The following is a 24,602-nucleotide window of genomic DNA, read 5'->3' on the forward strand; positions in this document are numbered from 1 at the left end:
ATGACCCACCGCATTCTGATCCTTGGCGGCACCAGCGAAGCCCGGCACTTGGCGGGAAAGCTGGCCGCGCGGAGCGATCTGTCTGTCACCCTGTCGCTGGCCGGCCGCACCGAAAGCCCGGTCGCGCAAGGCGTGCCGGTGCGCAGCGGCGGATTTGGCGGCGCCGACGGGCTGGCCGCCTATCTCAGGGAGGCGGGCATCGACCTGCTGATCGACGCCACACATCCCTATGCGGCGCAGATATCCGCCAATGCGGCGCAAGCCTCGCGCCTGACCGGTGTGCCGATCCTGGCGCTGCGCCGTCCCGGCTGGAAGCCTGTCGACGGCGACCGCTGGACGCAGGTCGATACGACAGGCGATGCGGTGCACGCGCTTGGATCGACGCCGCGCCGCGCCTTCCTGGCGCTCGGCCGGCAAGAGGTCGCGGCTTTCGAGGCGGCGCCGCAGCATCACTACCTCATCCGCAGCGTCGATCCGGTCGAGCCGAAACTGGCGGTGCCGGATGCGACCTACCTTCTGGCGCGCGGGCCGTTTCGCGAGGCGGATGAACGCGCACTGCTCGAGGAGCACCGCATCGATGGTGTCGTGTCCAAGAACAGCGGCGGCGAGGCCACCTACGGCAAGATCGCGGCGGCGCGGGCGCTCGGTATCGAGGTGGTGATGGTGCGCAGGCCCATCCTGCCGGAGGTGCCGTCGGCCGAAACTGTCGAAGCATTGGCCGCGATGATCGATCATGGTCTCGACCCCGTCGCGGAGCGCGGCGTGTAGACCAGCGCCGGTTTGTCGCCGCGCTTGATGATCCGTGTTTCCGGCGAACCGATGATGATGCAGGTCGCCATGTCGGCTTTTTGCGCGTCGACATCGGCCAGCAAAAAGACCTCGATGCGCTCGTCCGGGCGGCCGGCGGCGCGGCCGAAGATGACCGGCGTGGTGCCGGGCAGGATGGCGGCCAGGCATTCGAAGGCACGGCCGAGCTGCCAAGGGCGCGCCTTGCTGATCGGGTTATAGAGCGCGATGACGAAGCCGGCGCCGGCCGCCGCCAGGAGGCGCAGTTCGATCAAGTCCCACGGCTTCAGATTGTCGGACAGCGAGATGGCGCAGAAATCATGGCCGAGCGGCGCGCCGATGCGGGCGGCAACCGCCAGCATGGCGGTGACGCCGGGCACGACAGTGACATCGACGGTGCGCCATTCGGCCGGACCGGCCTCGATCGCCTCGCAGACGGCGGCCGCCATGGCGAACACGCCGGGATCGCCGCCGGAGACGACGGCGACGTCATGGCCGTCCGCCGCCTTTACCAGCGCGTCCTTGGAGCGGGCGAGTTCCTCGCGATTGTCCGAGGCGACGCGGGTTTGATCCGGGCGAAGATCAAGCCGGTCGAGATACGGCTTGTAGCCATAGAAGAACTTTGCCTCGGCGACGGCGCGGCTGGCTTGCGGCGTCACTTGATCGGCATTGCCGGGCCCAAGGCCGATGACGGTGAGGCGGCCGCTCATGGCTTGGCTCCCATGACGCCAGGCCGGCCGGACCAGCCGGCAACCAGCACGATGGCGAAATAGGGCGCCTTGTCGTCCGGCTTGTCGGCAAGCCTCATCGTGATGCTGCCGGCCATGGTGCCGCGCTCGACATAGACGGCGCGGGCGAGCTTGCCGGTGGCCTCCAGCGCCCGCCTGATCTTGGGCAGGTTGCGGCCGACCTTCATGATGACGGCGGCATCGGTGTCGGCGAGACGGCGTGTCAGTTCGAATTCGCTCATCGTGCCGGGCAAAACCGTCAGGACATCGTCGCCCTGGACGATCGGCACGCCGGTCTGCGACCAGCAGCCCGACATGGCGGTGACGCCGGGGATGACTTCGGTCGGGAAGCGATGGGCGAGGCGGACATGCAGGTGCATGTAGGAGCCGTAGAACAGCGGGTCGCCTTCGGAGAGCACGGCGACCATGCGGCCGGCTTCGAGGTGTTCGGCGACCTTCTCGGCCGACTGCTCGTAGAAATCGGTGATCTGCGAACGGTAGTCGTCGTGATCCTTGTCGATCTCGGTGGTGACGGGATAGAGAAGCGGCAGTTCCAGCATATCCGGCCGGAAACGCGCCTCGACGATGGCGCGCGCGTTGCTGTTGTTGCCGCGCTTGGCGAAGTAGGCGACGACATCGGCCTCGGCCAGGATGCGGGCAGCCTTCAGCGTCAAGAGCTCGGGATCGCCGGGACCGGTGCCGACGCCGACGAGGCGGCCTTTTGCCAGATCTTCTTTGACAGTTGCGTTCACAGGCCGGGCCTCGCCAGCGAATTGAGCGCGGCGGCGGTCATGGCGCTGCCGCCGAGCCGGCCGCGCACGATGGCGTAGGGCACTCCATAGGAGTTTTCGGCCAGCGCATCCTTGGATTCGGCGGCACCGACGAAGCCGACCGGCATGCCGATGATGGCGGCCGGTTTCGGCGCGCCATCGCGCAGCTTTTCCAGGAGATAGAAGAGCGCTGTCGGCGCATTGCCGATGGCCACGACCGAACCGGCCATGCGTTCGCCCCAGAGGTCGATCGCGGCGGCCGAGCGGGTGTTGCCGATCTGCTTGGCGATGTCGTGCGTGCGCGGGTCGCGCAAGGTGCAGATCACCTCATTGCCGGCCGGCAGCCTGGCGCGGGTGACGCCATGCGAGACCATTTCGGCATCGCAGAAGATCGGTGCGCCGGCCGCCAAAGCGCTGCGGGCGGCGGCGACGAAATCGCTGGAGAAGACAAAATGACTTGATGCTTCGACCTGGCCGCAGGCATGGATCATGCGGATGGCAACGTCGGCTTCCGCCTCGGAGAACCGGGACAGGTCGGCCTCGGCGCGGATGATGGCGAAGGAACGTTCATAGATCGCGTTGCCGTCATGGATGTAGTCGTAGGCGGCCATGCTCATTTCCGTTGTTCAGTTTGTCGGTAAGCCTTGGCGATTGCCGCCGGTCCGAGCCTTGTCAGGCAGGCGGCGGCGGTTTCACCTGGATATCGAGCGCTGCGGACCATCGCTGCGACGCGACCGATGCCGCGCGCGGCGTCATAGCCCGGCCTGTAGCCCGCAGGAAGGGCCTTTGCCGTCGCGTTCACGACAAGTCCGGCTCCGTTTTCGCCGCCGACGATTGTTAGCGCGGCAGAGCCGGGGTGAGCGCAGCCCTTGGCGCAGCCGGAAATGTGCAGTGTGAAGTCGAGGATATCAGCGTTTTCGGCGGCGATTGTCTCGGCAATATCGCGCGTGGCGATGCGGCCGGATGCGCAGGCAGGAGTGCCGGGGCAGGCGGCGATGCGGGTGCGCGGGTCGGCGGCGGTGGTAACGAAGCCAAGGGCGGCGGCGGTGGCTCGCAGGGGGTGGTTTGCGGACGACGGTTGGCCGAGGAACAGCAAGGCGCGGCCGGGGGCGAGGCGGATTTCGGCGGTGCCGAGGTTCGACGCTCGGCTGGCAAGGTCGATAAGGTTTTGCGCTGGCATGCTGCCGAAGGGCAGGCCGATGCCGAGGGCGTGGCCGGTGTTCAAGTCGAAGAGGCCAATCGGCGAGCGAGAGCGCTCTACGGCGCCCCCCTCTGTCCTGCCGGACATCTCCCCCACTTGGGGGGAGATTGTGCTGTCGCCGCCGGTTTCGCCAGTTTTCAACGTCGAAGGCGAAGAGCTGACAGCGAAGCTGCTGATCTCCCCCCTTGTGGGGGAGATGTCCGGCAGGACAGAGGGGGGCGCGAAGGAATGCCAACCTGCGAGAGACGCTAGCTGCCTCTCCGACAAATCCCTCGCATGTGCCTCCCGGCCTTTCTCCGCGGTCATCCTGAGGGCAGCAACCGCAATATCGCGCGCTGCATCCTCATCGGCCGTCGCAAGCGGCCTCGCGCTTTGGCCATCGCCGGCAACAGACAAAGCCCACATAACGTTGCCGCCGTCCCGCACCGCCTTCAGCCTGACATCGGCCGTCACCCCATCCATCGTCAACTGCCCGCCGCCATCGACAACCACCGAAACCTTCGGCCCGAGCCTTGGCGTCAGCCCAGCTTCCTCGACCGCAGCCCTGACCCGCTCAGCCAAAGCTCGCGGATCGGCAATCTCCCGCGGATCGATGCCAGCCAGCGGCCCGATCTCGACCGGCACGCCGGTGCGCACGGCGATGCCCAGCGCATCCACCTCCGCCGCCAGCAGCCCAGCACTTTCCGCTGTCAGGCCGCGTATCTGCAGGCTGCCTCGTGCGGTCACTTCCATGATGCCGTTGCCGTGCCGCAGGGCGGATTCGGCGAGTCGGATCAAAAGCTTGGGCGAAAGACCTCCAGCTACAGGATTAAGCCGCACCAGCAGGCCATCGCCGGTCTGCATCGGCGCCGAGAGAGCCGGACAGGCGCCGCGGCGCGAGAAGGCGTTCATGCCGCGACCCCGAGCGCCTCGGCCTCGGCGATCAACGCCGCGAGATCGTCGTCGATCGAGTTGCGCAAGGGATGCCACAGCCCACGCCGGCGCGCCGACAGGAAGCGTTCGGCAATGACTTTGGCCGCCGCCGGATTTTCGCGCAGGATGAAGGCGCGAACCGTGGGATCGCCGACATAGGCATAATGCACGGCCTCGATCAGCGCCCCTGATATGGCGTGGGTGGTTTCGGCGAAGCCGATGAGGCGGTCGACGGTTTCGGCAAATTCGGAAGCGCCGCGCGGGCCATGGCGCATCTGGCCGGCGATGAAACGGGCATTGACGGCGCGCGCCCGCACAACCCGCGACACAGCCTCGCCGACCGAGCGCGGCTTCGGCTTGTGCGGGTCGGTGGTGTCGAGCACGATGACGTCGGCATTTCGGCCGAGCGTCGCAAGTGCAGCCGAAAAGCCGCCGATGAAGGCGACGTCGGCGGAGCCCTCGAGAATGTCGCGGCCGGGATCGTCGCCGGTGTGGACCAGCAGATCGGCCTCGGCGATGCGGGTCTCGAAAGCGCCGGGGGAGGCGATGCCTTCGCCCTCGGCGCCGCCATAGGCATGCGATGTCGCATCGAGATAGGCGCGGCCGATTTCTTCGCGCGCGGCCCAGTCGCCACTCGACAACAGGTCCTCGACGCCGGCGCCGTAGGTGCCGGGCGAGGTGCCGAAGATGCGCGGGCCGATCTTGCCATCGGCGCGGGTTCTGGCGGCGAGCGGGTTTTCCGAATCGTCCTCGTCGCGCGCGGCTACGGCGTTGGCGGCGGCGTCGATCAGCGCGATCTGGGTCGGGAACATGTCGCGGAACAGACCCGAAATCCGCCAGGTGACATCGACGCGCGGGCGACCGAGCGTGGCCGGCGGCAGCACTTCGATGCCGGTGATGCGGCCGGTGGCACTGTCCCATTGCGGCCGGCAGCCCATCAGCGCCAGGCCTTGCGCGATCTCCTCGCCGCCAGTGCGCAGCGAGGCCGAGCCCCAGAGGTCGATGACCAGCGAGCGCGGCCAGTCGCCATGCGACTGCATATAGCCGCGCACGACTTCTTCTGCCGCCGCCTTTCCCAGATCGTAGGCGGTCGGCGTCGGCATGGTGCGCGGGTCGGAGGTGAACAGGTTGCGGCCGGTGGGCAGCACGTCGGAGCGGCCACGCGCCGGTGCGCCCGCCGGACCCGCCTTGATGTGACGGCCGTCGAGCGCGGCAAGAAGTGCTGCTTTCTCGGCCTCCGCGCTTTGCACGCGCATGGCGTCGGGCTCGTCGTCGGGAGCGCGGCCATAGATGTGCAGGCCGTCCTTGATGGCGAAATCCTTGAGGTCGCAGAGCCAGGCGTCGATGCGGCGCAGCGCCTCGTCGGGCGCATCGGTTCCGGCGACGCCGGCTTCGGAGGCGAAGCCGGTCTTTTGCGCCGTGTCGACGATCAGCTTGGCCAGACGATCGCGGCGGCGGCGGTCGAGGCCGTCGGCCTGGGCGTATTCGTCGACGAGGCGTTCGAGCTTGTGCTGCCCTTCATCAAGGCCAGCAGCTGCCAGTGGTGGCGGCAGATGGCCAAGCGTGACGGCTGCTATGCGCCGCTTGGCTTGCGCCGCCTCGCCGGGATTGGAGACGATGAAGGGATAGATGACGGGCAGCGAGCCGGTGACGATCTCGGGGAAGCAGTTTTGTGAGAGCGCTACCGTCTTGCCGGGCAGCCATTCCAGCGTGCCATGAGCGCCGACATGGATGAGAGCATGGATGCGGAGCGATTTGCGCAGCCACAGGCCGAAGGCGATGAGGTTGTGGCGGGGAGGGAGCGTCGGGTCGTGGTAATCGGCGCGCCGGTCGGCCGAGCGGCCACGGTCGGGGGCGAGAGCGACAGTGATGTTGCCGAAGGTGGCGGCGCGGAAGGGGAAGCCGCTCTTACCCTCCCCCTTGTGGGGAGGGTGGCCCGCAGGGCCGGGTGGGGGTGGTGCACCGCTACCCCCACCCCGTTTCGCGCCATCCGCTTCGCGAATGTCGCGAACCGACCCTCCCACAAGGGGGAGGGTGAAGGAGCGCCCCATGCCGCCTCGACTGCAGCCAGTGCCTCAGCCGGCAAATCCTTTGAGAAGTCCAGATACTCATCCAGCCCCAGCCCACCACCGCTCCGCTCCAACGCGTCCAGCAGCGCACGCGGCATTTGCGGAATCCCTTCAACCCGATAGCCCTGCTCCTTCAGGTCATGCAGCATGGCCAGCACGCTGGACGGCACATCCAGGCCCACGGCATAGCCAGTGCGGCCGGGCGCACTCGGATAATCCGGAATGAGGATCGCCAACTTACGCGTCGCGCGGGGCGTCTGCTGCAACCGTGTGAACGCCGCTAGCCTGTCCGCCACTTGCGCCACGCGATCCGGTTCCGGCCGGTTGGCGAAGGCGCGGTGGCCGAGCGCCGGGTCGGTCTCGCTCTCGCCCTTGAAGGAAATCGCGCCGGCGAGGATGCGGCCGTCGAGTTCGGGCAGCACGACATGCATGGCGAGGTCGGCGGGCGCCAGGCCGCGCTGGTTGTTGTCCCAGACGTCGCGGCGGGTGGTGGCGACGATGACCTGGAAGACAGGCACGCCGGCGCGGTCGAAGAGCGTTTCGACGCCGGGTTCGGCGCCGGAAGCGAAGGCGGTTGCGGTGATGATGGCGGTGGGCTTGAGCGTGGCCAGCGCGGTTCCGACGAAGGCCAGGGAGGTCGGGTCTTTGAGGCTGGAGACGAAGATGGGGGCCGCGCGCATGCCGCGTTGGCGCAGTGCATCAAAAAGCGCGTCGATGGGGGCGACGTCGGCTGCCAGCAGCATCGAGCGGTAGAAGAGGATGGGGACCATGGGGTTATCAGCGTGGAGTTCTGTCACACCCCCCTCTGTCCTGCCGGACATCTCCCCCTCAAGGGGGGAGATTGAGCTGTCGTCAACGGTTTCGCCAATCTTAGATGACCCAGACAGCTTCCTGTTCAACGGGGCCGAAGAGGAGCCGGCTTTGGTGACGGCTGATCTCCCCCCTTGAGGGGGAGATGTCCGGTAGGACAGAGGGGGGTGTGACGGAACGCCGACATCGGCAAATTCGACCACGCCGCAGCAAGGCTCATAAAACCCGGCTTTCGGCACGCTGACCGGCTCAGCCGCCGCCGCATCCTGCCCAGCCAACCCCGCCAGCCGCTGCATCAGCGCTGCCATATTCTCCGGCCCGCCCTCGCGGAAATAGCCCAGCAGGCCGTCCAGCTCCTCGCGCGGCAGCGTCGAGGCTTCGATCAGCCTGAGGTCCTCGTCATGGCTTTCACCAGGCAGCAGCGCCAGCTTGATGCCACGTTCGCGAGCAGTCACTGCGAGTTGGTCGCAGCCATAGCGCCACCAGTCATAGCCGCCGAGGATGCGCACCAAGATCACCTTGGCCTGGCGGGCGACGCTGTCGATCCAGAGGTCCACGGACATGGGATGGCGCAGGTCGCGCAGCGCCGCCAGCCGCATCGACGGCAGGCGGCGGCATCGGCCTTCCACGCCGCAGCGAGGCCGGCGAGGTCGCTGTCGGTGAAGGACAGCGCCACGATATCCGCCGGCGTCTGCCCGAGATCGACGGGCTCGGCGAGATCGTCGAGCGAGGCGGATGTGGTGGTGAGTATATGCATTTCGGCTCGTGGTTTGGATCAGCCGGCGAGTATACGCTCGATCGCCGGGCGGTTCAGTCCTTTCAGGCCAATGACGACAAGACGCGAGCGGCGATCGTCCTCGGCCGTCCAGGCGCGGTCATAGTAATGGTTGACGCGTGGGCCGACGGCCTGCAGCAAAAGCCGCATCGGCTTGCCGCCGACATCGACGAAGCCTTTTACACGCAACACGTTTTCCCGTTCGGCGGCGGTGGCGACGCGCTTGGCTAAGTCGTCGGGATTGGCGATCGAGGGGATGTCGACGATGAAGGTGTCGAAATCGTCATGCTCATGATCGAAAGCGCCGTCGTGATGCGACTTGCGGTTCTCGATGTCGTCTTCGACGGCGAGACCGAGGCCAAGCAGCACCGACGGGTCGACCTTGCCATGCGCAGTCGGCACGATTTTTACCGCGCGAGCGGAATGCTCATTGATGATGGCGTTGGCGCGGGCCGAACCGGCTGAATCCATCAAATCGCTTTTCGACAGGATGATCAGGTCGGCGCAGGCGATCTGGTCCTCGAAGACTTCTTCGACCGGATCGTCGTGGTCGAGCGTTTCGTCCTGAGCGCGCTGTGCCTGCAACGCGTCCATGTCGTTGGCGACGCGGCCTTCGGCCAGCGCCGGGCCGTCGACCACGGCGATGACGCCATCGACGGTCACCCGGCTCTTCACGCTTGGCCACTGGAACGCTTGGACCAGCGGCTTGGGCAGAGCGAGGCCCGAGGTCTCGATCAGGATGTGGTCGACCCTCGGTGTCAGCGCGAGGATCTTGTCGAGGGCGGGCACGAAATCGTCGGCGACTGTACAGCAGATGCAGCCATTGGCCAGTTCGACGATGTTTTCCTCGGGGCAGGTGTCGATGCCGCAGCCTTTCAGGATTTCCCCGTCGATGCCGATGTCGCCGAACTCGTTGACGATGATGGCGATGCGCTTGCCGCCGGCATTTTCCAGGAGATGGCGGACCAGCGTCGTCTTGCCGGCGCCGAGGAAGCCTGTAACGACAGTGCAGGGAACACGGGAGAGGTTGGCGGCCGGGTTTGAAGCGTTCATCGTCAGTCCTTCAGCATGTCGAGGGGTGGGATGCGGGCAACGAGGCCGCGCTTGAGGCTATCGGGCCGGCCGCGCCACGGGATGAGGCCGTCGGCCGAAGTCGCGAAGAGCTTTGCGCCGGTAACGAGGTCGGCGCCGCTGGTTGCGGTCAGATCGCCGAAGACATAGCTCCAGCAGCCATCGCGCAGGATCGCGGCGCTGAGGCGGCGCTTGCAATTGCCGAGACATTCGGCGGTGCGGACCCGGATATCGCCGGCAGCGGCGCGGCGTGTGTCCTCAGCCAGCAATTCGCCGGCGCGCGGATGGGCGTCGGAACCGGTCTCATCGCGGCAGGAGGCGCAGACGATGACGGTCACGCCGGTCAGGGCGTCGTTGTCCCCGGACGCAATGTCCGCTGTGCCAGCCGAAAAACTGCTGTTCTGGTCCAAAAACCGTGCTCCTTGCCCGGAAACCCGCCAGGCGATCGGATACTTTGTCTCAGACGGCAGGTCTCCTGGCTCGCGGGTCGTCGCCTTGGTTAGCCGCCTTCCCGGTGTTACCCAGTGGCTTTCGGCCTTGGCTCGTCGCTTACAGTTGCGGGGACAGCCGCGGATTTGGGACCGAAATCCCGCACCGCATTCCCTCTTGGCCCTTGCCGTTGCGGGCAGCGGATTTAGGCTTTTGCGGGCGGCGGTGTCAACGCACGGCTACGACATGGCGATGTCGGCAGGGGCTGTCATGTCCCGGCTTCCGGCAGTGCCAGGATGACCTGTCGGATAGCTTGATAGCCATCGCTATAGTCCCAGTCATGACCGACAGCCAGATTCTGTCCCTCATGCCAAACCGCGTTGTCCAGAAGGACTTCGGCACTAATCAGCGTGCCCTTCAAGCCTGCCAGAAAGGTCCGGACAAAATGGCTTCCGGGGGGTACCGAAGCTGTGAACAGCTTTTCCAGCTTGGCATAGAATGCTGGATAGCCTGGTGTCAGCGAGCATAGCTCGGTTGTGGCCTGGGAAATGACCGGGCCGCTATAGATTTTCCAGCGGGCATCTTTTCGCCAGATCTTCCAACTGGCGCTGCTTCGCTGCCAAAGCTCTATTTCGGCCTGCATGTTCTCGCAGACGTGATCGGCCAGTCCCTCAATGGCCACATGGAAAACACCACGGAGAAACTTTTCAAACGCCTGGTTCAGTTCCTGTTCGCGCGTGTCGCCGAAGCCAGCAAAGGATTCAATGACCGGCTGAACATCAAGCAGCGGAGAAAAAATGTAGATTTCCAGGACCAGCCGGTCAGAACTCGTCTCGAACACCTCAGCCTCAAACCGAAGCTGCTTCGATTGGAGCATGACGTCCCTATCTCTGCGGACTGCATCTATTCCATGCGCAATGAGGGCGCCATGGATCATGTCGAGCACTTTGTCCGATGCCATTGCACAACCTACGAGGCTTATTGAGGCGTCTATGACAGACGCTGCAAGGGTTGGCCATCTCTCTCGCTAGCCAATGCCGGCCCCAAATCGCCGGCGGGCGTCACTTCCATGCGCTCAAGTCCAAGCCAGCCCTGCATCTCCTTTAGTTCCTCGAAAAGCTGTGCGGTGGTCTCAGGCGGTGCGCCTGCTTCGGCGTAGGCGGCGTGGACGCGTAAGACACTCGCAGGCCGGTCGGCCTTGAGATCGACGCGGGCGACGATCCGGTCGCCGAGCAGGAAGGGCAGCACGTAGTAGCCATATTGGCGCTTGTCAGCCGGGGTGTAGATCTCGATGCGGTAGTGGAAATCGAACAGGCGCTCGGTGCGCGAGCGCTCGAAGACCACCGGATCGAAGGGCGCCAGTAGCGCGCGGGCCTCGATCTTTCGCGGCAGACGGGCGTCCTTATAGAGGTAAGCCGGCTTGTCCCAGCCTTCGACGTTTACCGGCAGCAACTCGCCCATCTCAACCAGTTCCTCCAACCGGCCCTTCATGTCGGCTGGCGACAAGCGGAAATAATCGCGCAGGTCACCCGACGTCGCGATGCCGTGGGCGCGGGCGGAAATGCGCAGCAATTCGCGGTGCGCGTCCTCGGCCGCCGGCACCGGCAGATCGAGGATCGCCTGCGGCAGCACGCGCTCGGGCAGGTCGTAGAAACGCTCGAAGCCACGGCGGTGCGCCGTGGTGATGCGTCCGGCCCAGAACAGCCATTCGAAGGCGTGCTTGGCGTGGCTCCAGCCCCACCAGCCGCCCGAACCTTTCTGGCCTTCCAGTGCCGAAGCGGCAATCGGGCCGCGCTCGGCGACCGCGCGGTAGATCTCTTCGATATAGGCGGCGTGCTCGCGGCCCCATTTGGCGAGGCCGAGATACATTTCGTCGCCTTGCTCGGCCCGCTGCATGCGCCAGCGCATCAGCGGGTAGGTCTCGACCGGCAGGAACGAGGCCTCATGCGCCCAGTATTCGAACACCGTGCGTTTGCGGGTGATGGCCGCATTGTCGAGCAAAGCCAGCGGGTAGGGGCCAAGCCGCGAATAGAGCGGCATATAGTGGGCGCGCACCACCGCGCTGACGGAATCGATCTGCAGCAAGCCGGTGCGCGACAGCACGCGGGCGAGGTGGCGGCGATCGGGCGTGCCGACCGGGCGGGGATCGAGAAATCCTTGCGCGGCGAGCGCGATGCGCCTGGCCGTCGGGAGTGAGATATTGTCCTTCGTCAAAGTGTCTTGCCTCGAACCATTTTCCCCGACTTTAGCCGGCGATTCCGGTCATGCTAGCAGGCAAATGGCGGGAGATGTGTCAGGAGACAAAAGTGGAGTGAAAGATGAAGGAAATCAAACAGGAGGAGATCGGACCAGTTTTTCCCGGCCTGCCGTCCAGCACTGTCTTTTGAACAAGGTTTGACTTGCTTCGCTGAAAGCCCTGCGCTAACCCTCGCCGCGTCGCAGCAAAGGCACCTAAAACGGTTCAGCGGTTAAACTGTCGCGCTTCCGCATTAGGGTTGGTTGCTGTAATCAAAGTGGATTGGCCGCCAACGGAAAGCCGAGCATGAACGTACTCCTCAGTTCATACCTGCCCATCGTCCTCTTCATCGCCGTGGCCGCAGTTGTAGGCCTGGCGCTTATCATCGCGCCGTTCCTGGTGGCTTATCGCAATCCCGATCCGGAGAAGCTTTCCGCCTACGAGTGCGGGTTCAACTCGTTCGACGATGCCCGGATGAAATTCGACATCCGCTTCTACCTCGTGTCGATCCTGTTCATCATCTTCGATCTGGAAGTGGCCTTCCTGTTTCCGTGGGCGGTGTCGTTCTCGAAGATCGGCATGCTCGGTTTCTGGTCGATGATGGTGTTTTTGGCGGTGCTGACCATCGGCTTTGCCTATGAGTGGAAAAAAGGAGCGCTGGAATGGGATTGAACGACAGTTCCGGAACGCTCGTCGCGCCGAAGCCCAAAGGCCTGATCGACCCCAATACCGGACGTCCGGTCGGTTCCGACGATCCGTTCTTCCTCGAGATCAACAATGAACTGGCCGACAAGGGTTTTCTGGTCACCTCGACCGAGGCGCTGATCACCTGGGCACGCAGCGGCTCGCTGATGTTCATGACCTTCGGTCTCGCCTGCTGTGCCGTCGAGATGATCCACACCTCGATGCCGCGCTATGATTCTGAAAGGTTTGGCGTGGCTCCTCGCGCGTCGCCGCGCCAGTCCGACATCATGATCGTGGCGGGAACGCTGACCAACAAGATGGCCCCGGCTTTGCGCAAGGTCTACGACCAGATGCCGGAGCCGCGCTACGTCATCTCGATGGGTTCCTGCGCCAATGGCGGCGGCTATTATCACTATTCCTATTCGGTGGTGCGCGGCTGCGACCGCATCGTGCCGGTCGACATCTATGTGCCCGGCTGCCCGCCAAGCGCCGAAGCGCTGCTCTACGGCATTCTTCTCCTGCAGAAGAAGATCCGCCGCACCGGCACGATCGAACGGTAGACCCATGGCCGCATCCCTGAGCGAACTGTCGACCTATCTCGGCGAAAGGCTGCCGGGCCGCGTCACCGATGCAGTGCTTGCCTATGGCGAACTGACGATCTCGGTTGCTACAGACAATCTGATCGAGGTGACAAGCTTCCTGCGTGACGATTCGGGCTGCCAGTTCATTTCGATCATCGATATCTGCGGCGCCGACTACCCGTCGCGCGTCAAGCGTTTCGATGTCGTCTATCATCTGCTGTCGCCGAAGCAGAATTTGCGCATCCGCATCAAGGTGCAGGCCGACGAAGAGACGCTGGTGCCGTCGCTCACCGCTGTCTATCCCGGCGCCGACTGGTATGAGCGCGAAGCCTACGATCTCTATGGCGTGCTGTTCTCCGGCCATCCGGACCTGCGCCGCATCCTCACGGATTACGGTTTCGAGGGCCATCCCCTGCGCAAGGACTTCCCGCTGACAGGTTTCGTCGAGGTGCGCTACGACGACGAAGCCAAGCGCGTGATCTACGAGCCGGTGGAATTGAAGCAGGAATTCAGGAACTTCGATTTTCTCTCGCCATGGGAAGGGACGGACTACGTCCTGCCGGGCGATGAGAAGGCGAAACAGTGAGTAGGAAGTAGTGAGTAGTCAGTAGCAAAAGATTTGGAGCAACGGATCGAATCTTATCGCGACTTGAAGGTGTGGCAATCGGCGATGACGCTTGCTGAGGATTGCTACCGTTTCACCAAAGAGTTTCCGAGGGATGAGATTTACGGCATGACCTCTCAGATGCGCCGATCGGCGGTTTCGGTCGCAGCGAACGTCGCGGAGGGATACGGTCGGGAGAACAGAGGGTCGTTCGTTCAATTTTTGCGCATGGCGCAAGGCTCGTTGAAGGAACTGGAGACACACATACTGCTGGCATGTCGGGTTGGCCTGCTGCGAAAAGACAATGAGATTGAGCTGCTGCTGCGATGCGAAGAGATTGGAAAAATGATGAGATCTCTTATCCGAACGGTGCAGGCCAAGCAGGCGGAATGAAGCAGGCATTGAGATTGATGATCACTACTCACTACTCACTACTGACTCTTCGCCAGAGGCGCCAGAATGGCTGAAACCTCCGTCCGCAACTTTAACATCAACTTCGGACCGCAGCACCCTGCGGCGCACGGTGTTTTGCGTCTTGTGCTGGAGCTTGACGGCGAGGTGGTCGACCGCGTCGATCCGCATATCGGCTTGCTGCATCGCGGCACCGAAAAGCTGATCGAGCACAAAACCTATCTGCAGGCAGTGCCCTATCTCGACCGGCTCGACTATTGCGCACCGATGAACCAGGAGCATGCCTTCGCGCTCGCCACCGAGCGGTTGCTCGGCATCGAAGTGCCGAAGCGCGGCCAGTTGATCCGCGTGCTCTATTCCGAGCTCAGCCGCATCATGTCGCACATCCTCAATGTGACGACGCAGGCGCTGGATATCGGCGCGCTGACGCCGCCGCTGTGGGGTTTCGTCGAACGCGAAAAGCTGATGGTGTTTTATGAGCGCGCTTCCGGTTCGCGCATGCATGCGGCCTATTTCCGTCCCGGCGGCGTGCACCAGGATCTGCCGGCGAAGCTGGTCGAGGACATCGGCAAGTGGATCGACCCGTTCCTGAAGTCGCTTGACGACCTCGACAGGCTGCTTACCGGCAACCGCATCTTCAAGCAACGCAATGTCGATATCGGTATCGTGTCGCTTGCCGACGCCTGGGCCTGGGGCTTTTCCGGCGTCATGGTGCGCGGCTCGGGTGCGGCCTGGGATTTGCGCAAGTCGCAGCCTTATGAATGCTATTCCGAGATGGATTTCGACATCCCGATCGGCAAGAACGGCGACTGCTACGACCGTTATCTCGTGCGCATGGAAGAGATGCGCCAGTCGGCGAAAATCATGCGCCAGTGCGTCGACCTTCTGCTCGGCAAGGAGAGCACCGGGCCGGTGTCGAACCTCGACGGCAAGGTGGTGCCGCCGAAGCGCCAGGCGATGAAGCGCTCGATGGAAGCGCTGATCCATCATTTCAAGCTCTACACCGAGGGCTATCGCGTGCCGGCCGGCGAGGTCTATGCTGCCGTCGAGGCGCCGAAGGGCGAGTTCGGTGTCTATCTCGTCTCCGACGGCACCAACAAGCCCTATCGCTGCAAGCTGCGCGCGCCCGGCTTCGCGCATCTGCAAGCCATGGATTTCCTCTGCCGCGGCCACATGCTGGCCGACGTCACTGCCGTCCTGGGTTCCCTCGATATCGTCTTCGGGGAGGTTGATCGGTGATGGCGGCAGCCAATCCTACAGTGCGCTCTCAGGTCGGTGTTCGAGGGAATGCCGACGCTGCCCTACCGCGGTGGCGCGAATTGGCAAAAGCCATGCTGCCGGTCGAGTTCGCAGAGGCTTCTTACAACTCGACTCAGCACTGTTCGATCTATGACTTCTTTTTTACCTTGCTACCCAAGACGCGCCTTGCCCACCGCGACAATGACGTCGACAAGCTGGGTAGAATGCACGGGTTCGCCCAATGGGCTGCCGTTCACCCGAACAAACAGATTTGGAATGCGGCTGGTGTCGCTTTTTACGAGCACTTGTTCGACGATGACATCGACGCTGATGCGGTCATGGCATGGATCTCGCCTCAAGTAAGGCAAACTGTTCTGGGGCTGTGGCAATACATGTTGCCCGCAGAGCGATTTGCGAGTGTTGCTCGATCTGCCGAACGCATTCCGTTTTCTCATCAGAAAGAATGTGAAACCGCAATAGCTCTCGTAGCAGAGCAGGGGCCCGATCGCTAAATGTCAGTCCGCCGTCTCGCAGAAGCAAGCGTCCAGCCAGCCTCCTTCGCCTTCAACCGGGCGAATGCGGCGGTTGCGAAGCAATGGATCAAGAAATATCCGAAGGGCCGCGAGCAGTCGGCGATCATTCCCTTGCTGATGATTGCGCAGGAGCAGGAAGGCTGGGTCACCAAGGCGGCGATCGAGACGATTTCGGACATGCTCGGCATGCCGCGCATTCGCGGCCTCGAAGTCGCGACCTTCTACACGCAGTACCAGCTCAATCCGGTCGGCACGCGCGCACATATCCAGGTCTGCGGCACCACGCCCTGCATGCTGCGCGGCTCGGAAGCGCTGATGGATGTGTGCCGCTCGAAAATCCATCACGACCAATTCCACACCAACGACAAGGGCACACTGTCGTGGGAGGAAGTCGAATGCCTCGGCGCCTGCGTCAACGCGCCGATGGTGATGGTCTTCAAGGATACGTTCGAGGATCTCACCCCCGAGCGGCTGGCCGAAATCATCGATCTTTACGATGCGGGCAAGGGCGCCTCGGTTCCCACGGGACCGCAAAACGGCAGAACCGGCTCGGAGCCGGCGCCTGGCCTGACGACGCTGAAGAGCGAAAAGGCGATCCTCAAAGCAACGCGCGACAAGGAAGCCAGGGCGGCGAGCAAGGCTGCCCACGCGGCGCCCGACGCAATCATTGCGGCGCCTGTTCCGGCTCCTGCCGCTCCTGCAGCGGCCGCCCCGGTCGCGCCATCCAACGCCGGCAAACCGAAAACCGATGCGCCGGAAACCAGCTCGGCGTTGAAGTCGCCCTCCAGGGCCAAGGTTGCACCGGCGGCGGAAAAAGCGGCGAGCGTCCCGGCGCCCCTGCATTCGGCCGCCAACGCCAACACCGCGGCGCCTGAAGTCGAGAAGGTCGCCAAGCAGCGTAATGGCCCGAAGACCACCTCCACGCCGGCAGCTGCCTTCATCGCTCCGGAATTCAAGGCGCCAGCGGCCAACGCCCCGGTGGCCCCGACCGTCAAGGCGCCGACAGCCAGACCCGCAAAGCCGTCGCTCGAGGACAAGAACCGTCCGGCCGGAATCGACAGGCCGGCTGCGGTCGACGATCTCAAGCTGATCTCGGGCATTGGCCCGAAGATCGAGGGCATCCTTCATTCGCTTGGCATCTTCACCTTCACACAGGTCGCATCCTGGAATAAGGCCGAGCGCGACTGGGTGGATGGATATCTCGCTTTCCAGGGCCGCATCGAGCGCGACGACTGGGGCAAGCAGGCCAAGGCGCTCGCCAAGGGCGGCGTCGCCGAATACATCCGCGTCTTCGGCAAGGAGCCACGTTGATGGCTGAAGCGCAAAGCACCGGATCTTTGCTGTCGCTGCGCAGCATTGTCATCGGCGTTGTCTGCATCGCTGCTGCCAACATCCTTCTGGAGGGGCTTCGGCGCCTCGTCGAATTGCCGTTTTCGGATACCCTGGAATCGATGGCCGCGACCGGCATAGGCGTGCTGGTGTGGGTCTCGATCGTCTTGCGGGGAAAGAGGTAAGTCATGCTGGCTGACAAAGACCGCATCTTCAACAACATCTACGGGCTCTTCGACAAGTCACTGGCCGGCGCGATGGCGCGCGGCGCCTGGGACAACACGCCCGGCATCATCGCCAAGGGGCGAGAGTGGATCGTCAATGAGATGAAGGCGTCCGGCCTGCGCGGCCGTGGCGGCGCCGGCTTCCCGACCGGGCTGAAATGGTCGTTCATGCCCAAGCAGAGCGATGGAAGGCCGAGTTATCTCGTTGTCAACGCCGACGAGTCCGAGCCCGGCACGTGCAAGGACCGCGATATCCTGCGCAACGATCCGCACACCCTGGTCGAGGGCTCGTTCATCGCCGGCTTCGCCATGGGCGCGGTCGCCGCCTACATCTATGTGCGCGGCGAGTTCATCCGTGAGCGCGAGGCGCTGCAGCGCGCCATCGACGAGGCCTACGAGGCCAGGCTGATCGGCAAGAACAACACGTCCGGATACGATTTCGACATCTACATGCATCACGGCGCCGGCGCCTATATATGTGGCGAGGAAACAGCACTTCTCGAAAGCCTCGAAGGCAAGAAGGGCCAGCCCCGGCTGAAGCCGCCATTCCCAGCCAATGTCGGCTTGTACGGTTGTCCGACTACCGTGAACAATGTCGAGTCAATCGCGGTCGCGCCGACCATTTTGCGCCGTGGCGCCGCCTGGTTCTCGTCCTTTGGCCGGCCCAACAATGTCGGCACCAAGCTGTTTTGCATCTCGGGTCACGTCAACAATCCGTGCACCGTCGAAGAGGCGATGTCGATCCCGTTCCGCGAGCTGATCGAAACCCATTGCGGCGGCATTCGCGGCGGCTGGGACAATCTCCTGGCGGTCATTCCGGGCGGCGCTTCGGTGCCGCTGGTGCCGGCCGAGCAGATCATCGATGCGCCGATGGATTTCGATGCTTTGCGCGACCTGAAATCCGGCCTTGGCACGGCGGCTGTCATCGTCATGGACAAATCGACCGATATCGTGAAGGCGATCGCCAGGCTTTCCTATTTCTACAAGCATGAGAGCTGCGGCCAGTGCACGCCATGCCGCGAAGGCACCGGCTGGATGTGGCGGGTGATGGAGCGGCTGGTGCGCGGCGAGGCGCAGAAGCGCGAGATCGACATGCTGCTCGACGTCACCAAACAGGTGGAGGGTCATACGATCTGCGCGCTGGGCGATGCCGCGGCATGGCCGATCCAGGGCCTGATGCGGCATTTCCGCGGCGAGGTGGAGCGGCGCATCGACGAGTTTTCGCGCAACGCGCACCGGGCCGAACCGGTGATGGTGGCTGCTGAGTAGATTGAAATCGGGCGCAAGCCCCGGACGGAAATATAGGGGCGGGGCTGACGAAGAAACGACCAGGAGATGTCTATGGCGCCCTATTCGAACCCTTTGATGCCCAATTTGGACCAGCTTGAGAAGATGAACCAGGATTTGACAAGGATGATGCCGAAGGAGATGGCCAGCGCCGTCAACCTTCTCGCGCATCCTGTCGCGGGTGCCGCCGCCATGTCGGCGCTGGGCTTCGGCCTTGCCAACCATGCCTTTGGCGTGTGGCTAGGCGCCTTGTCGGGTGCTGCCGAGGCATCGCAGCGGATTTTCCAGCCGATCATCGACGATTTCGAGCAGCGCACCCAAGAGTTCTCCGAGACCGCGCCGGCCACCAAGGCGCGCGCGGCGACCAGAACCCTGATCGCCGAGGCGCAGAGTTTTGCCCAGGATGTGACCGATATTGCCGCTCGCACCGTCGATGCCGAGCCGGAGAAGACCGATGCCGTCGCCGAAGGCGCGACGATCGGATTGATGCCGGAGGATTTCAGACAGCCCAAGGCCGTGGCTCGTCCGGCCAAGCCGTCGGATCTCAAGGCGATCACCGGCGTTGGACCGAAGCTGGAAAAAGTGCTGAACGGCCTCGGCATCTGGACCTTTGCCCAGATCGCGGCGTGGACGCCGGAAGAGATCGCCTGGGTCGAGGACTACCTGTCGCTCACCGGCCGAATCGGCCGCGACGAGTGGACCCGCCAGGCCGCGGCGCTGACGCTGGCCGCCAAGGCGAAGAAGTAGGGGTGGCAGGCATGGAGATCCACGACAGGAGCGATGTTCTCGATGTGCGCAATGCCATCGTCAGCAACTCCAGATTTGACGATGTGAACTTGTCGAACACGCAGTTTCACAACGTCGACCTGTCGGCGGCCGTTGTGGACGACGCGAACCTCTCGGACGCGTTTTTCAGCAATGTGAATATGAGCAATTTGAAGATAGAAAACGCTGAAGTCGCCGGCATGATGATCAATGGCATCAGGCTGAGCGATCTGTTTCAGGCATATGAGACGGCGCAGACCGCCGGGGGCAATTGATGGCAAAGCTCAAGGTCGACGGGAAAGAGATCACTGTACCCGACCACTACACGCTGCTGCAGGCGGCCGAGGACGCCGGCGCGGAAGTGCCGCGCTTCTGCTTCCATGAGCGGCTGTCGATCGCCGGCAATTGCCGCATGTGCCTGATCGAGGTGAAGGGCGGGCCGCCGAAGCCGCAGGCCTCCTGCGCCATGAATGTGCGCGACCTGCGTCCGGGTCCGAATGGCGAGGCGCCTGAAATCTTCACCAACACGCCGATGGTCAAGAAGGCCCGCGAAGGCGTGATGGAATTCCTTTTGATCAACCATCCGCTGGATTGCCCGATCTGCGACCAGGGCGGCGAATGCGACCTGCAGGACCAGGCGATGGCCTTCGGCGTCGATTCCTCGCGCTATCACGAGAACAAGCGCGCGGTCGAAGACAAGTATATCGGCCCATTGGTCAAGACGGTTATGAACCGCTGCATCCACTGCACGCGCTGCGTCCGCTTCACCACGGAAGTTGCAGGCATTTCCGAGCTTGGCCTGATCGGCCGCGGCGAGGATGCCGAGATTACCACCTATCTCGAAAGCGCCATGACCTCGGAGCTGCAGGGCAATGTCATCGACCTTTGCCCGGTCGGCGCGCTGACGTCGAAGCCTTTCGCCTTCCAGGCACGGCCGTGGGAGCTGACCAAGACCGAATCCATCGACGTCATGGACGCCGTCGGCTCGGCAATCCGCGTCGACAGCCGTGGCCGCGAGGTGATGCGCATCCTGCCGCGCGTCAATGAAGCGGTGAACGAGGAGTGGATTTCCGACAAGACCCGCTTCATCTGGGACGGATTGCGAACGCAGCGCCTCGACCGCCCCTATGTCCGCAAGGACGGAAAGCTGGCGCCGGCCAGCTGGGCCGAAGCGTTCGTTGCGATCAGGGATGCGGTGTCGAATGCTGCGCCCGAGAAAATCGGCGCGATTGCGGGCGATCTTGCCGCCGTCGAGGAAATCTACGCGCTGAAGCAGCTTATGGCTGCGTTGGGCTCGAAGAACACCGATTGCCGCCAGGACGGCGCCGCACTCGATCCCGCGCTCGGCCGCGCCAGCTACATCTTCAACCCCACCATCGAGGGCATCGAGCAGGCCGACGCGGTGCTGATCATTGGCGCCAATCCGCGCTTCGAGGCCTCGGTGCTCAATGCCCGCATCCGCAAGCGCTGGCGGATCGGCAATCTGCCGGTCGGCGTCATCGGCGAGGTCGGCGACACGCGTTACGACTACGAACAGCTCGGCGCCGGTCCGGAGTCCTTGAAAGACCTGGCCGACGGCAATGGCAAGTTCTTCCAGGCGCTGAAGAAGGCGACGCATCCTCTGATCATCGTCGGCCAGGGCGCGCTGTCGCGTGCCGACGGCGCGGCGGTGCTCGGCCAGGCGGCGAAACTCGCCACGGCCGTCAACGCTGCGCGCGCCGACTGGAACGGCTTTGCCGTGCTGCACACTGCGGCCGCGCGCGTCGGCGGTCTCGATGTCGGCTTCGTGCCTGGCAAGGGCGGCAAGAACGTTGCCGGCATGCTGGGGGAGAGCGAGGTTCTGTTCCTGCTCGGCGCCGACGAGGTCGACATGTCCAAGACCGGCGGCGCCTTCGTCGTCTATGTCGGCACGCATGGCGACGCCGGTGCGCACCGCGCCAATGTCATCCTGCCGGGAGCCGCCTACACCGAAAAGTCCGGCACCTATGTCAACACCGAGGGACGCGTGCAGCAGACCAACCGCGCGGGCTTCGCGCCGGGCGACGCGCGCGAAGACTGGGCGATCCTGAGGGCATTGTCCGATGTGCTGGGCAAGAAACTACCCTTCGATTCGCTGCAGCAGTTGCGCGCCAAACTTTATGGCGAATACCCGCATCTCGCCCGCATCGATCATGTCGAAGCCGGCAATGCCGATGACGTCGCCAAGGTGGCGAAGCTCGGCGGGCGGCTGAACAAGGGCACTTTCACCTCGCCGGTCACGGATTTCTATCTGACCAACCCGATCGCGCGGGCCTCCGCCGTCATGGCGGAATGCTCGGCGCTGGCGAAAAACGGCTTCAGGCAGGCGGCAGAGTAGACATGGACACCTTCTTCTCCTTCTACGTGCTGCCGACGCTGATCATCCTTTTAAAGTCGGTCGTGCTGATCGTCGTTTTGCTGATCGGGGTTGCCTACCTGCTTTACGCCGACCGCAAGATCTGGGCGGCGGTGCAATTGCGCCGCGGCCCGAACGTCGTCGGCCCGTGGGGCACGCTGCAGGCTTTCGCCGATCTGCTGAAATTCGTCTTCAAGGAACCGGTCATTCCGTCCGGCGCCAACAAGGGCGTGTTCCTGCTGGCGCCGCTGGTGTCGGCCGTGCTGGCAATCTCGGCCTGGGCGGTCATTCCCGTCAATGCGGGCTGGGGGATCGCCAACGTCAATGTCGGCATCCTCTACGTCTTCGCCATCTCCTCGCTCGAGGTCTATGGCGTGATCATGGGCGGCTGGGCGTCCAACTCGAAATACCCGTTCCTCGGCGCGCTGCGCTCGGCGGCGCAGATGGTGTCCTACGAAGTCTCGATCGGCTTCGTCATCGTCACCGTGCTGCTCTGCGTCGGCTCGCTCAACCTGTCGGACATCGTGCTGTCGCAGCAGGATGGGCTGGGCACCAAGCTTGGCCTGCCCAACAGCTTCCTCGACTGGCACTGGCTGGCGCTGTTCCCGATGTTCGTCATTTTCTTCATCTCGGCGCTGGCCGAGACCAACCGCCCGCCCTTCGACCTGGTGGAAGCCGAGTCGGAACTCGTCGCCGGCCATATGGTCGAATACTCCTCGACGCCGTTCCTGTTGTTCTTCCTCGGCGAATATGTCGCCGTGGTGATGATGTGCGCGCTGGCCACCATCCTGTTCCTCGGCGGCTGGCTGCCGCCCTTCGACTTCGCCCCCTTCACCTGGGTGCCCGGCGTGATCTGGTTCGTGCTCAAGATCTGCCTGATGTTCTTCATGTTCTCGATGGTGAAGGCCTTCGTGCCGCGCTACCGCTACGACCAGCTGATGCGGCTGGGCTGGAAAGTCTTTCTGCCGATCTCCCTGTTCATGGTCGTTGCCACCGCGGCCTTCCTCAAGATCACGGGGATGGCGTGATGGGCGATTTCACCCTTGGTTTTTTGGGAGCAGTTGCCGGCGTAGTCGTGGCGTTGTTCGGCAATCTGGTCGTGCTTCCTTACGTCTTGCGGCAACAGGAACAAAGGTTGGCAGCAAACTATCGAGCCCCGGTGTTTAGCTGGGACAAGCAGAAATTGGCTGCTCTGACGACACTTGCTTACCGTTTCCTGATGCCTGTTTTGTTTGGGTTTGTCGGCGCCATCGCTGCAATACAGATTTTTGGGGGTGCCGAATGAGTGCGCTTGCTCAAGCCGCAAAATCGCTGCTGCTGCAGGATTTCGTCAGCGCCTTCTTCCTGTCCATGCGCCAGTTCTTCGCGCCGAAGGAGACGATCAACTATCCGCACGAAAAGGGGCCGATCAGCCCGCGCTTCCGGGGCGAGCATGCTTTGCGCCGTTACCCCAATGGCGAAGAGCGCTGCATCGCCTGCAAATTGTGCGAAGCGATCTGTCCGGCGCAGGCGATCACCATCGAGGCCGGCCCGCGCCGCAATGACGGCACGCGCCGCACCGTGCGCTACGACATCGACATGGTGAAGTGCATCTATTGCGGCTTCTGCCAGGAAGCCTGCCCGGTCGACGCTATCGTCGAGGGGCCGAATTTCGAGTTCGCGACGGAGACGCGCGAAGAGCTTTACTACGACAAGGACAGGCTGCTGGCGAATGGCGACCGCTGGGAGCGCGAACTGGCGCGCAACATCTCGCTGGACTCGCCCTACCGCTGACATTTGACGCATGGACGGGGCGAGGGGCCTCGTCTAAGGACAACGCAACTTGCCGGCCGGAGGCGGTCGCAGAAATCAAACAGGACGGATGTCCTGTTTGGACAGGAACCCGGGGGATCCCCAATGCTGAGTGGACTAGAGGCGGCCTTTTTCTACCTCTTCGCCTTTGTCGCGGTGGCGTCGGCCTTCATGGTCATTTCGTCGCGCAACCCCGTGCATTCCGTGCTGTTCCTGATCCTGACCTTCTTTAACGCCGCCGGCCTGTTCATGCTGACCGGCGCCGAGTTCCTGGCGATGATCCTGCTCGTCGTCTATGTCGGCGCGGTCATGGTGCTGTTCCTGTTCGTCGTCATGATGCTCGATGTCGACTTCGCCGAGATGAAGGAAGGCGCCCTGCAATATGCGCCGATCGGCGCGCTGGTCGGGCTGATCCTGGCGGCCGAGCTGATCGTGGTGCTCGGCGGCTACACCTTCGCGCCGCAACTGGCCTCGACGGTCTCCAAACCCATCCCGGATCTTGCCGCGCGGACAAACACCGCAGCACTCGGCGACATCCTCTATACGGACTACCTCTACTACTTCCAGATTTCGGGCCTCATCCTGCTGGTCGCCATGATCGGCGCCATCGTGCTGACGCTGCGCCACAAGGAAGGGATCAAGCGGCAGTCGATCGCAGCCCAGGTCGGCCGCACGCCGGCGACAGGCATGGAAATCCGCAAGGTCAAGTCGGGCGAGGGGCTCTGACGATGTTCGGTCGTTTGAAGAAAAAATACTGGGGAGAGCAGGTTGCCTCTTGGCGGGTTGATTCGACTGAAAAGGCCTGGGTATTCGTCTGGAATCGCGACGGGAATCTTACGCTGAACATCAAGAGCGAAGATTTCACATACGTTCAGGGGGCAGGCCGGAATGATGCAACAGTTATCTTCGAGCCTTCTGCCATAGACAGCCTTTTGGACGCCATCGTATCCGCGCGTTCAATGATTCAACAAATGCCGGGAAAGGTTTGATCTG

At 63.5% G+C, this 24,602-nt stretch carries 27 protein-coding genes, 1 pseudogene and 1 riboswitch; of the genes and pseudogenes, 18 read left to right on the top strand and 10 right to left on the bottom strand.

The window, feature by feature from the left end; translation table 11 throughout:
* Positions 1-768: a cobalt-precorrin-6A reductase gene (locus NKL04_RS04570; RefSeq protein ID WP_023700383.1), complete on the top strand. Its 768-nt coding sequence runs from the start codon at positions 1-3 to the stop codon at positions 766-768.
* On the opposite strand, the gene NKL04_RS04575 is transcribed toward NKL04_RS04570, so the two are convergent.
* The 10 genes and pseudogenes from NKL04_RS04575 to NKL04_RS04615 all read right to left on the bottom strand — a co-directional run bounded on the left by NKL04_RS04575 (position 732) and on the right by NKL04_RS04615 (position 11,765).
* Positions 732-1,496 (bottom strand): precorrin-3B C(17)-methyltransferase, encoded by a 765-nt coding sequence (locus NKL04_RS04575; protein WP_023700382.1) that lies wholly within the window; start codon positions 1,494-1,496, stop codon positions 732-734. The two genes, NKL04_RS04570 and NKL04_RS04575, sit on opposite strands and share 37 nt — an antisense overlap.
* Positions 1,493-2,266: a precorrin-2 C(20)-methyltransferase gene (locus NKL04_RS04580; RefSeq protein WP_031209222.1), complete on the bottom strand. Its 774-nt coding sequence runs from the start codon at positions 2,264-2,266 to the stop codon at positions 1,493-1,495. The genes NKL04_RS04575 and NKL04_RS04580 overlap by 4 nt, the downstream gene beginning before the upstream one ends.
* Positions 2,263-2,895, bottom strand: coding sequence for a precorrin-8X methylmutase (locus NKL04_RS04585; RefSeq protein WP_023746866.1), 633 nt, complete (start codon positions 2,893-2,895; stop codon positions 2,263-2,265). The genes NKL04_RS04580 and NKL04_RS04585 overlap by 4 nt, the downstream gene beginning before the upstream one ends.
* Before the next feature lie 2 nt (positions 2,896-2,897).
* Positions 2,898-4,376: a precorrin-3B synthase gene (cobG, locus tag NKL04_RS04590; RefSeq protein ID WP_023700380.1), complete on the bottom strand. Its 1,479-nt coding sequence runs from the start codon at positions 4,374-4,376 to the stop codon at positions 2,898-2,900.
* A complete protein-coding gene (locus NKL04_RS32045; RefSeq protein WP_502903336.1) occupies positions 4,373-6,448 on the bottom strand; it encodes a cobaltochelatase subunit CobN in 2,076 nt (691 codons plus the stop codon). The genes cobG and NKL04_RS32045 overlap by 4 nt, the downstream gene beginning before the upstream one ends.
* Positions 6,445-8,033: pseudogene (locus NKL04_RS32050) on the bottom strand (cobaltochelatase subunit CobN); the annotation flags it as partial. The gene NKL04_RS32045 and the pseudogene NKL04_RS32050, both read right to left, overlap by 4 nt.
* Before the next feature lie 18 nt (positions 8,034-8,051).
* Complete coding sequence (gene cobW / locus NKL04_RS04600; protein WP_023700379.1) at positions 8,052-9,104, bottom strand: cobalamin biosynthesis protein CobW; 1,053 nt, start codon at positions 9,102-9,104, stop codon at positions 8,052-8,054.
* 2 nt (positions 9,105-9,106) lie between these two features.
* A complete protein-coding gene (locus NKL04_RS04605) occupies positions 9,107-9,532 on the bottom strand; it encodes a DUF1636 family protein (RefSeq protein ID WP_023700378.1) in 426 nt (141 codons plus the stop codon).
* Positions 9,533-9,570: 38 nt separating this feature from the next.
* A riboswitch (cobalamin riboswitch) is annotated at positions 9,571-9,758 on the bottom strand.
* Between the two features lie 61 nt (positions 9,759-9,819).
* Positions 9,820-10,512 carry a DUF6348 family protein gene (locus NKL04_RS04610; protein ID WP_023690307.1) on the bottom strand — a complete coding sequence of 231 codons (693 nt, stop codon included), beginning with the start codon at positions 10,510-10,512 and terminating at the stop codon, positions 9,820-9,822.
* A 29-nt stretch (positions 10,513-10,541) separates the two neighbouring features.
* Positions 10,542-11,765, bottom strand: a complete 1,224-nt coding sequence (locus NKL04_RS04615) for a winged helix-turn-helix domain-containing protein (protein WP_352723336.1) — start codon at positions 11,763-11,765, stop codon at positions 10,542-10,544.
* A gap of 328 nt (positions 11,766-12,093) precedes the next feature.
* On the opposite strand from NKL04_RS04615, the gene NKL04_RS04620 reads away from it, so the two are divergent.
* The 17 genes from NKL04_RS04620 to NKL04_RS04700 all read left to right on the top strand — a co-directional run bounded on the left by NKL04_RS04620 (position 12,094) and on the right by NKL04_RS04700 (position 24,598).
* Entirely contained in the window at positions 12,094-12,459 is a 366-nt protein-coding gene (locus NKL04_RS04620) for an NADH-quinone oxidoreductase subunit A (protein ID WP_023670825.1), read from the top strand.
* Complete coding sequence (locus tag NKL04_RS04625) at positions 12,450-13,031, top strand: NuoB/complex I 20 kDa subunit family protein (protein WP_023670824.1); 582 nt, start codon at positions 12,450-12,452, stop codon at positions 13,029-13,031. The genes NKL04_RS04620 and NKL04_RS04625 overlap by 10 nt, the downstream gene beginning before the upstream one ends.
* Before the next feature lie 4 nt (positions 13,032-13,035).
* Complete coding sequence (locus tag NKL04_RS04630) at positions 13,036-13,638, top strand: NADH-quinone oxidoreductase subunit C (protein ID WP_023700377.1); 603 nt, start codon at positions 13,036-13,038, stop codon at positions 13,636-13,638.
* 33 nt (positions 13,639-13,671) lie between these two features.
* A complete protein-coding gene (locus NKL04_RS04635; RefSeq protein WP_031193090.1) occupies positions 13,672-14,049 on the top strand; it encodes a four helix bundle protein in 378 nt (125 codons plus the stop codon).
* Positions 14,050-14,115: 66 nt separating this feature from the next.
* Positions 14,116-15,306, top strand: a complete 1,191-nt coding sequence (locus NKL04_RS04640; RefSeq protein ID WP_023685196.1) for an NADH-quinone oxidoreductase subunit D — start codon at positions 14,116-14,118, stop codon at positions 15,304-15,306.
* A complete protein-coding gene (locus NKL04_RS04645; protein WP_023700376.1) occupies positions 15,306-15,818 on the top strand; it encodes a DUF7674 family protein in 513 nt (170 codons plus the stop codon). Before NKL04_RS04640 ends, NKL04_RS04645 begins: the two co-directional genes overlap by 1 nt.
* Positions 15,819-17,150, top strand: coding sequence for an NADH-quinone oxidoreductase subunit E (locus tag NKL04_RS04650; RefSeq protein ID WP_023670821.1), 1,332 nt, complete (start codon positions 15,819-15,821; stop codon positions 17,148-17,150).
* Positions 17,150-17,353, top strand: coding sequence for a hypothetical protein (locus NKL04_RS04655; RefSeq protein ID WP_023670820.1), 204 nt, complete (start codon positions 17,150-17,152; stop codon positions 17,351-17,353). Before NKL04_RS04650 ends, NKL04_RS04655 begins: the two co-directional genes overlap by 1 nt.
* A gap of 3 nt (positions 17,354-17,356) precedes the next feature.
* Positions 17,357-18,661, top strand: a complete 1,305-nt coding sequence (gene nuoF, locus NKL04_RS04660; RefSeq protein ID WP_023670819.1) for an NADH-quinone oxidoreductase subunit NuoF — start codon at positions 17,357-17,359, stop codon at positions 18,659-18,661.
* A 72-nt stretch (positions 18,662-18,733) separates the two neighbouring features.
* Complete coding sequence (locus NKL04_RS04665; RefSeq protein ID WP_023690305.1) at positions 18,734-19,426, top strand: helix-hairpin-helix domain-containing protein; 693 nt, start codon at positions 18,734-18,736, stop codon at positions 19,424-19,426.
* Positions 19,427-19,437: 11 nt separating this feature from the next.
* Complete coding sequence (locus tag NKL04_RS04670) at positions 19,438-19,719, top strand: pentapeptide repeat-containing protein (protein ID WP_023690954.1); 282 nt, start codon at positions 19,438-19,440, stop codon at positions 19,717-19,719.
* Positions 19,719-21,800 (top strand): NADH-quinone oxidoreductase subunit NuoG, encoded by a 2,082-nt coding sequence (gene nuoG / locus NKL04_RS04675; RefSeq protein WP_023700375.1) that lies wholly within the window; start codon positions 19,719-19,721, stop codon positions 21,798-21,800. The genes NKL04_RS04670 and nuoG overlap by 1 nt, the downstream gene beginning before the upstream one ends.
* Positions 21,801-21,802: 2 nt before the next feature.
* Positions 21,803-22,846 (top strand): NADH-quinone oxidoreductase subunit NuoH, encoded by a 1,044-nt coding sequence (gene nuoH, locus NKL04_RS04680; RefSeq protein ID WP_023670815.1) that lies wholly within the window; start codon positions 21,803-21,805, stop codon positions 22,844-22,846.
* Positions 22,846-23,103, top strand: a complete 258-nt coding sequence (locus tag NKL04_RS04685; protein ID WP_023670814.1) for a hypothetical protein — start codon at positions 22,846-22,848, stop codon at positions 23,101-23,103. The genes nuoH and NKL04_RS04685 overlap by 1 nt, the downstream gene beginning before the upstream one ends.
* Complete coding sequence (gene nuoI / locus NKL04_RS04690; RefSeq protein WP_023670813.1) at positions 23,100-23,591, top strand: NADH-quinone oxidoreductase subunit NuoI; 492 nt, start codon at positions 23,100-23,102, stop codon at positions 23,589-23,591. Before NKL04_RS04685 ends, nuoI begins: the two co-directional genes overlap by 4 nt.
* 123 nt (positions 23,592-23,714) lie before the next feature.
* Positions 23,715-24,335: an NADH-quinone oxidoreductase subunit J gene (locus NKL04_RS04695; RefSeq protein ID WP_023670812.1), complete on the top strand. Its 621-nt coding sequence runs from the start codon at positions 23,715-23,717 to the stop codon at positions 24,333-24,335.
* A gap of 2 nt (positions 24,336-24,337) precedes the next feature.
* Entirely contained in the window at positions 24,338-24,598 is a 261-nt protein-coding gene (locus tag NKL04_RS04700) for a hypothetical protein (RefSeq protein WP_023670811.1), read from the top strand.
* Positions 24,599-24,602: the final 4 nt, after the last annotated feature.

The organism is Mesorhizobium sp. C264A (genome assembly GCF_040324515.1).
In the GTDB taxonomy this organism is placed as follows: domain Bacteria; phylum Pseudomonadota; class Alphaproteobacteria; order Rhizobiales; family Rhizobiaceae; genus Mesorhizobium.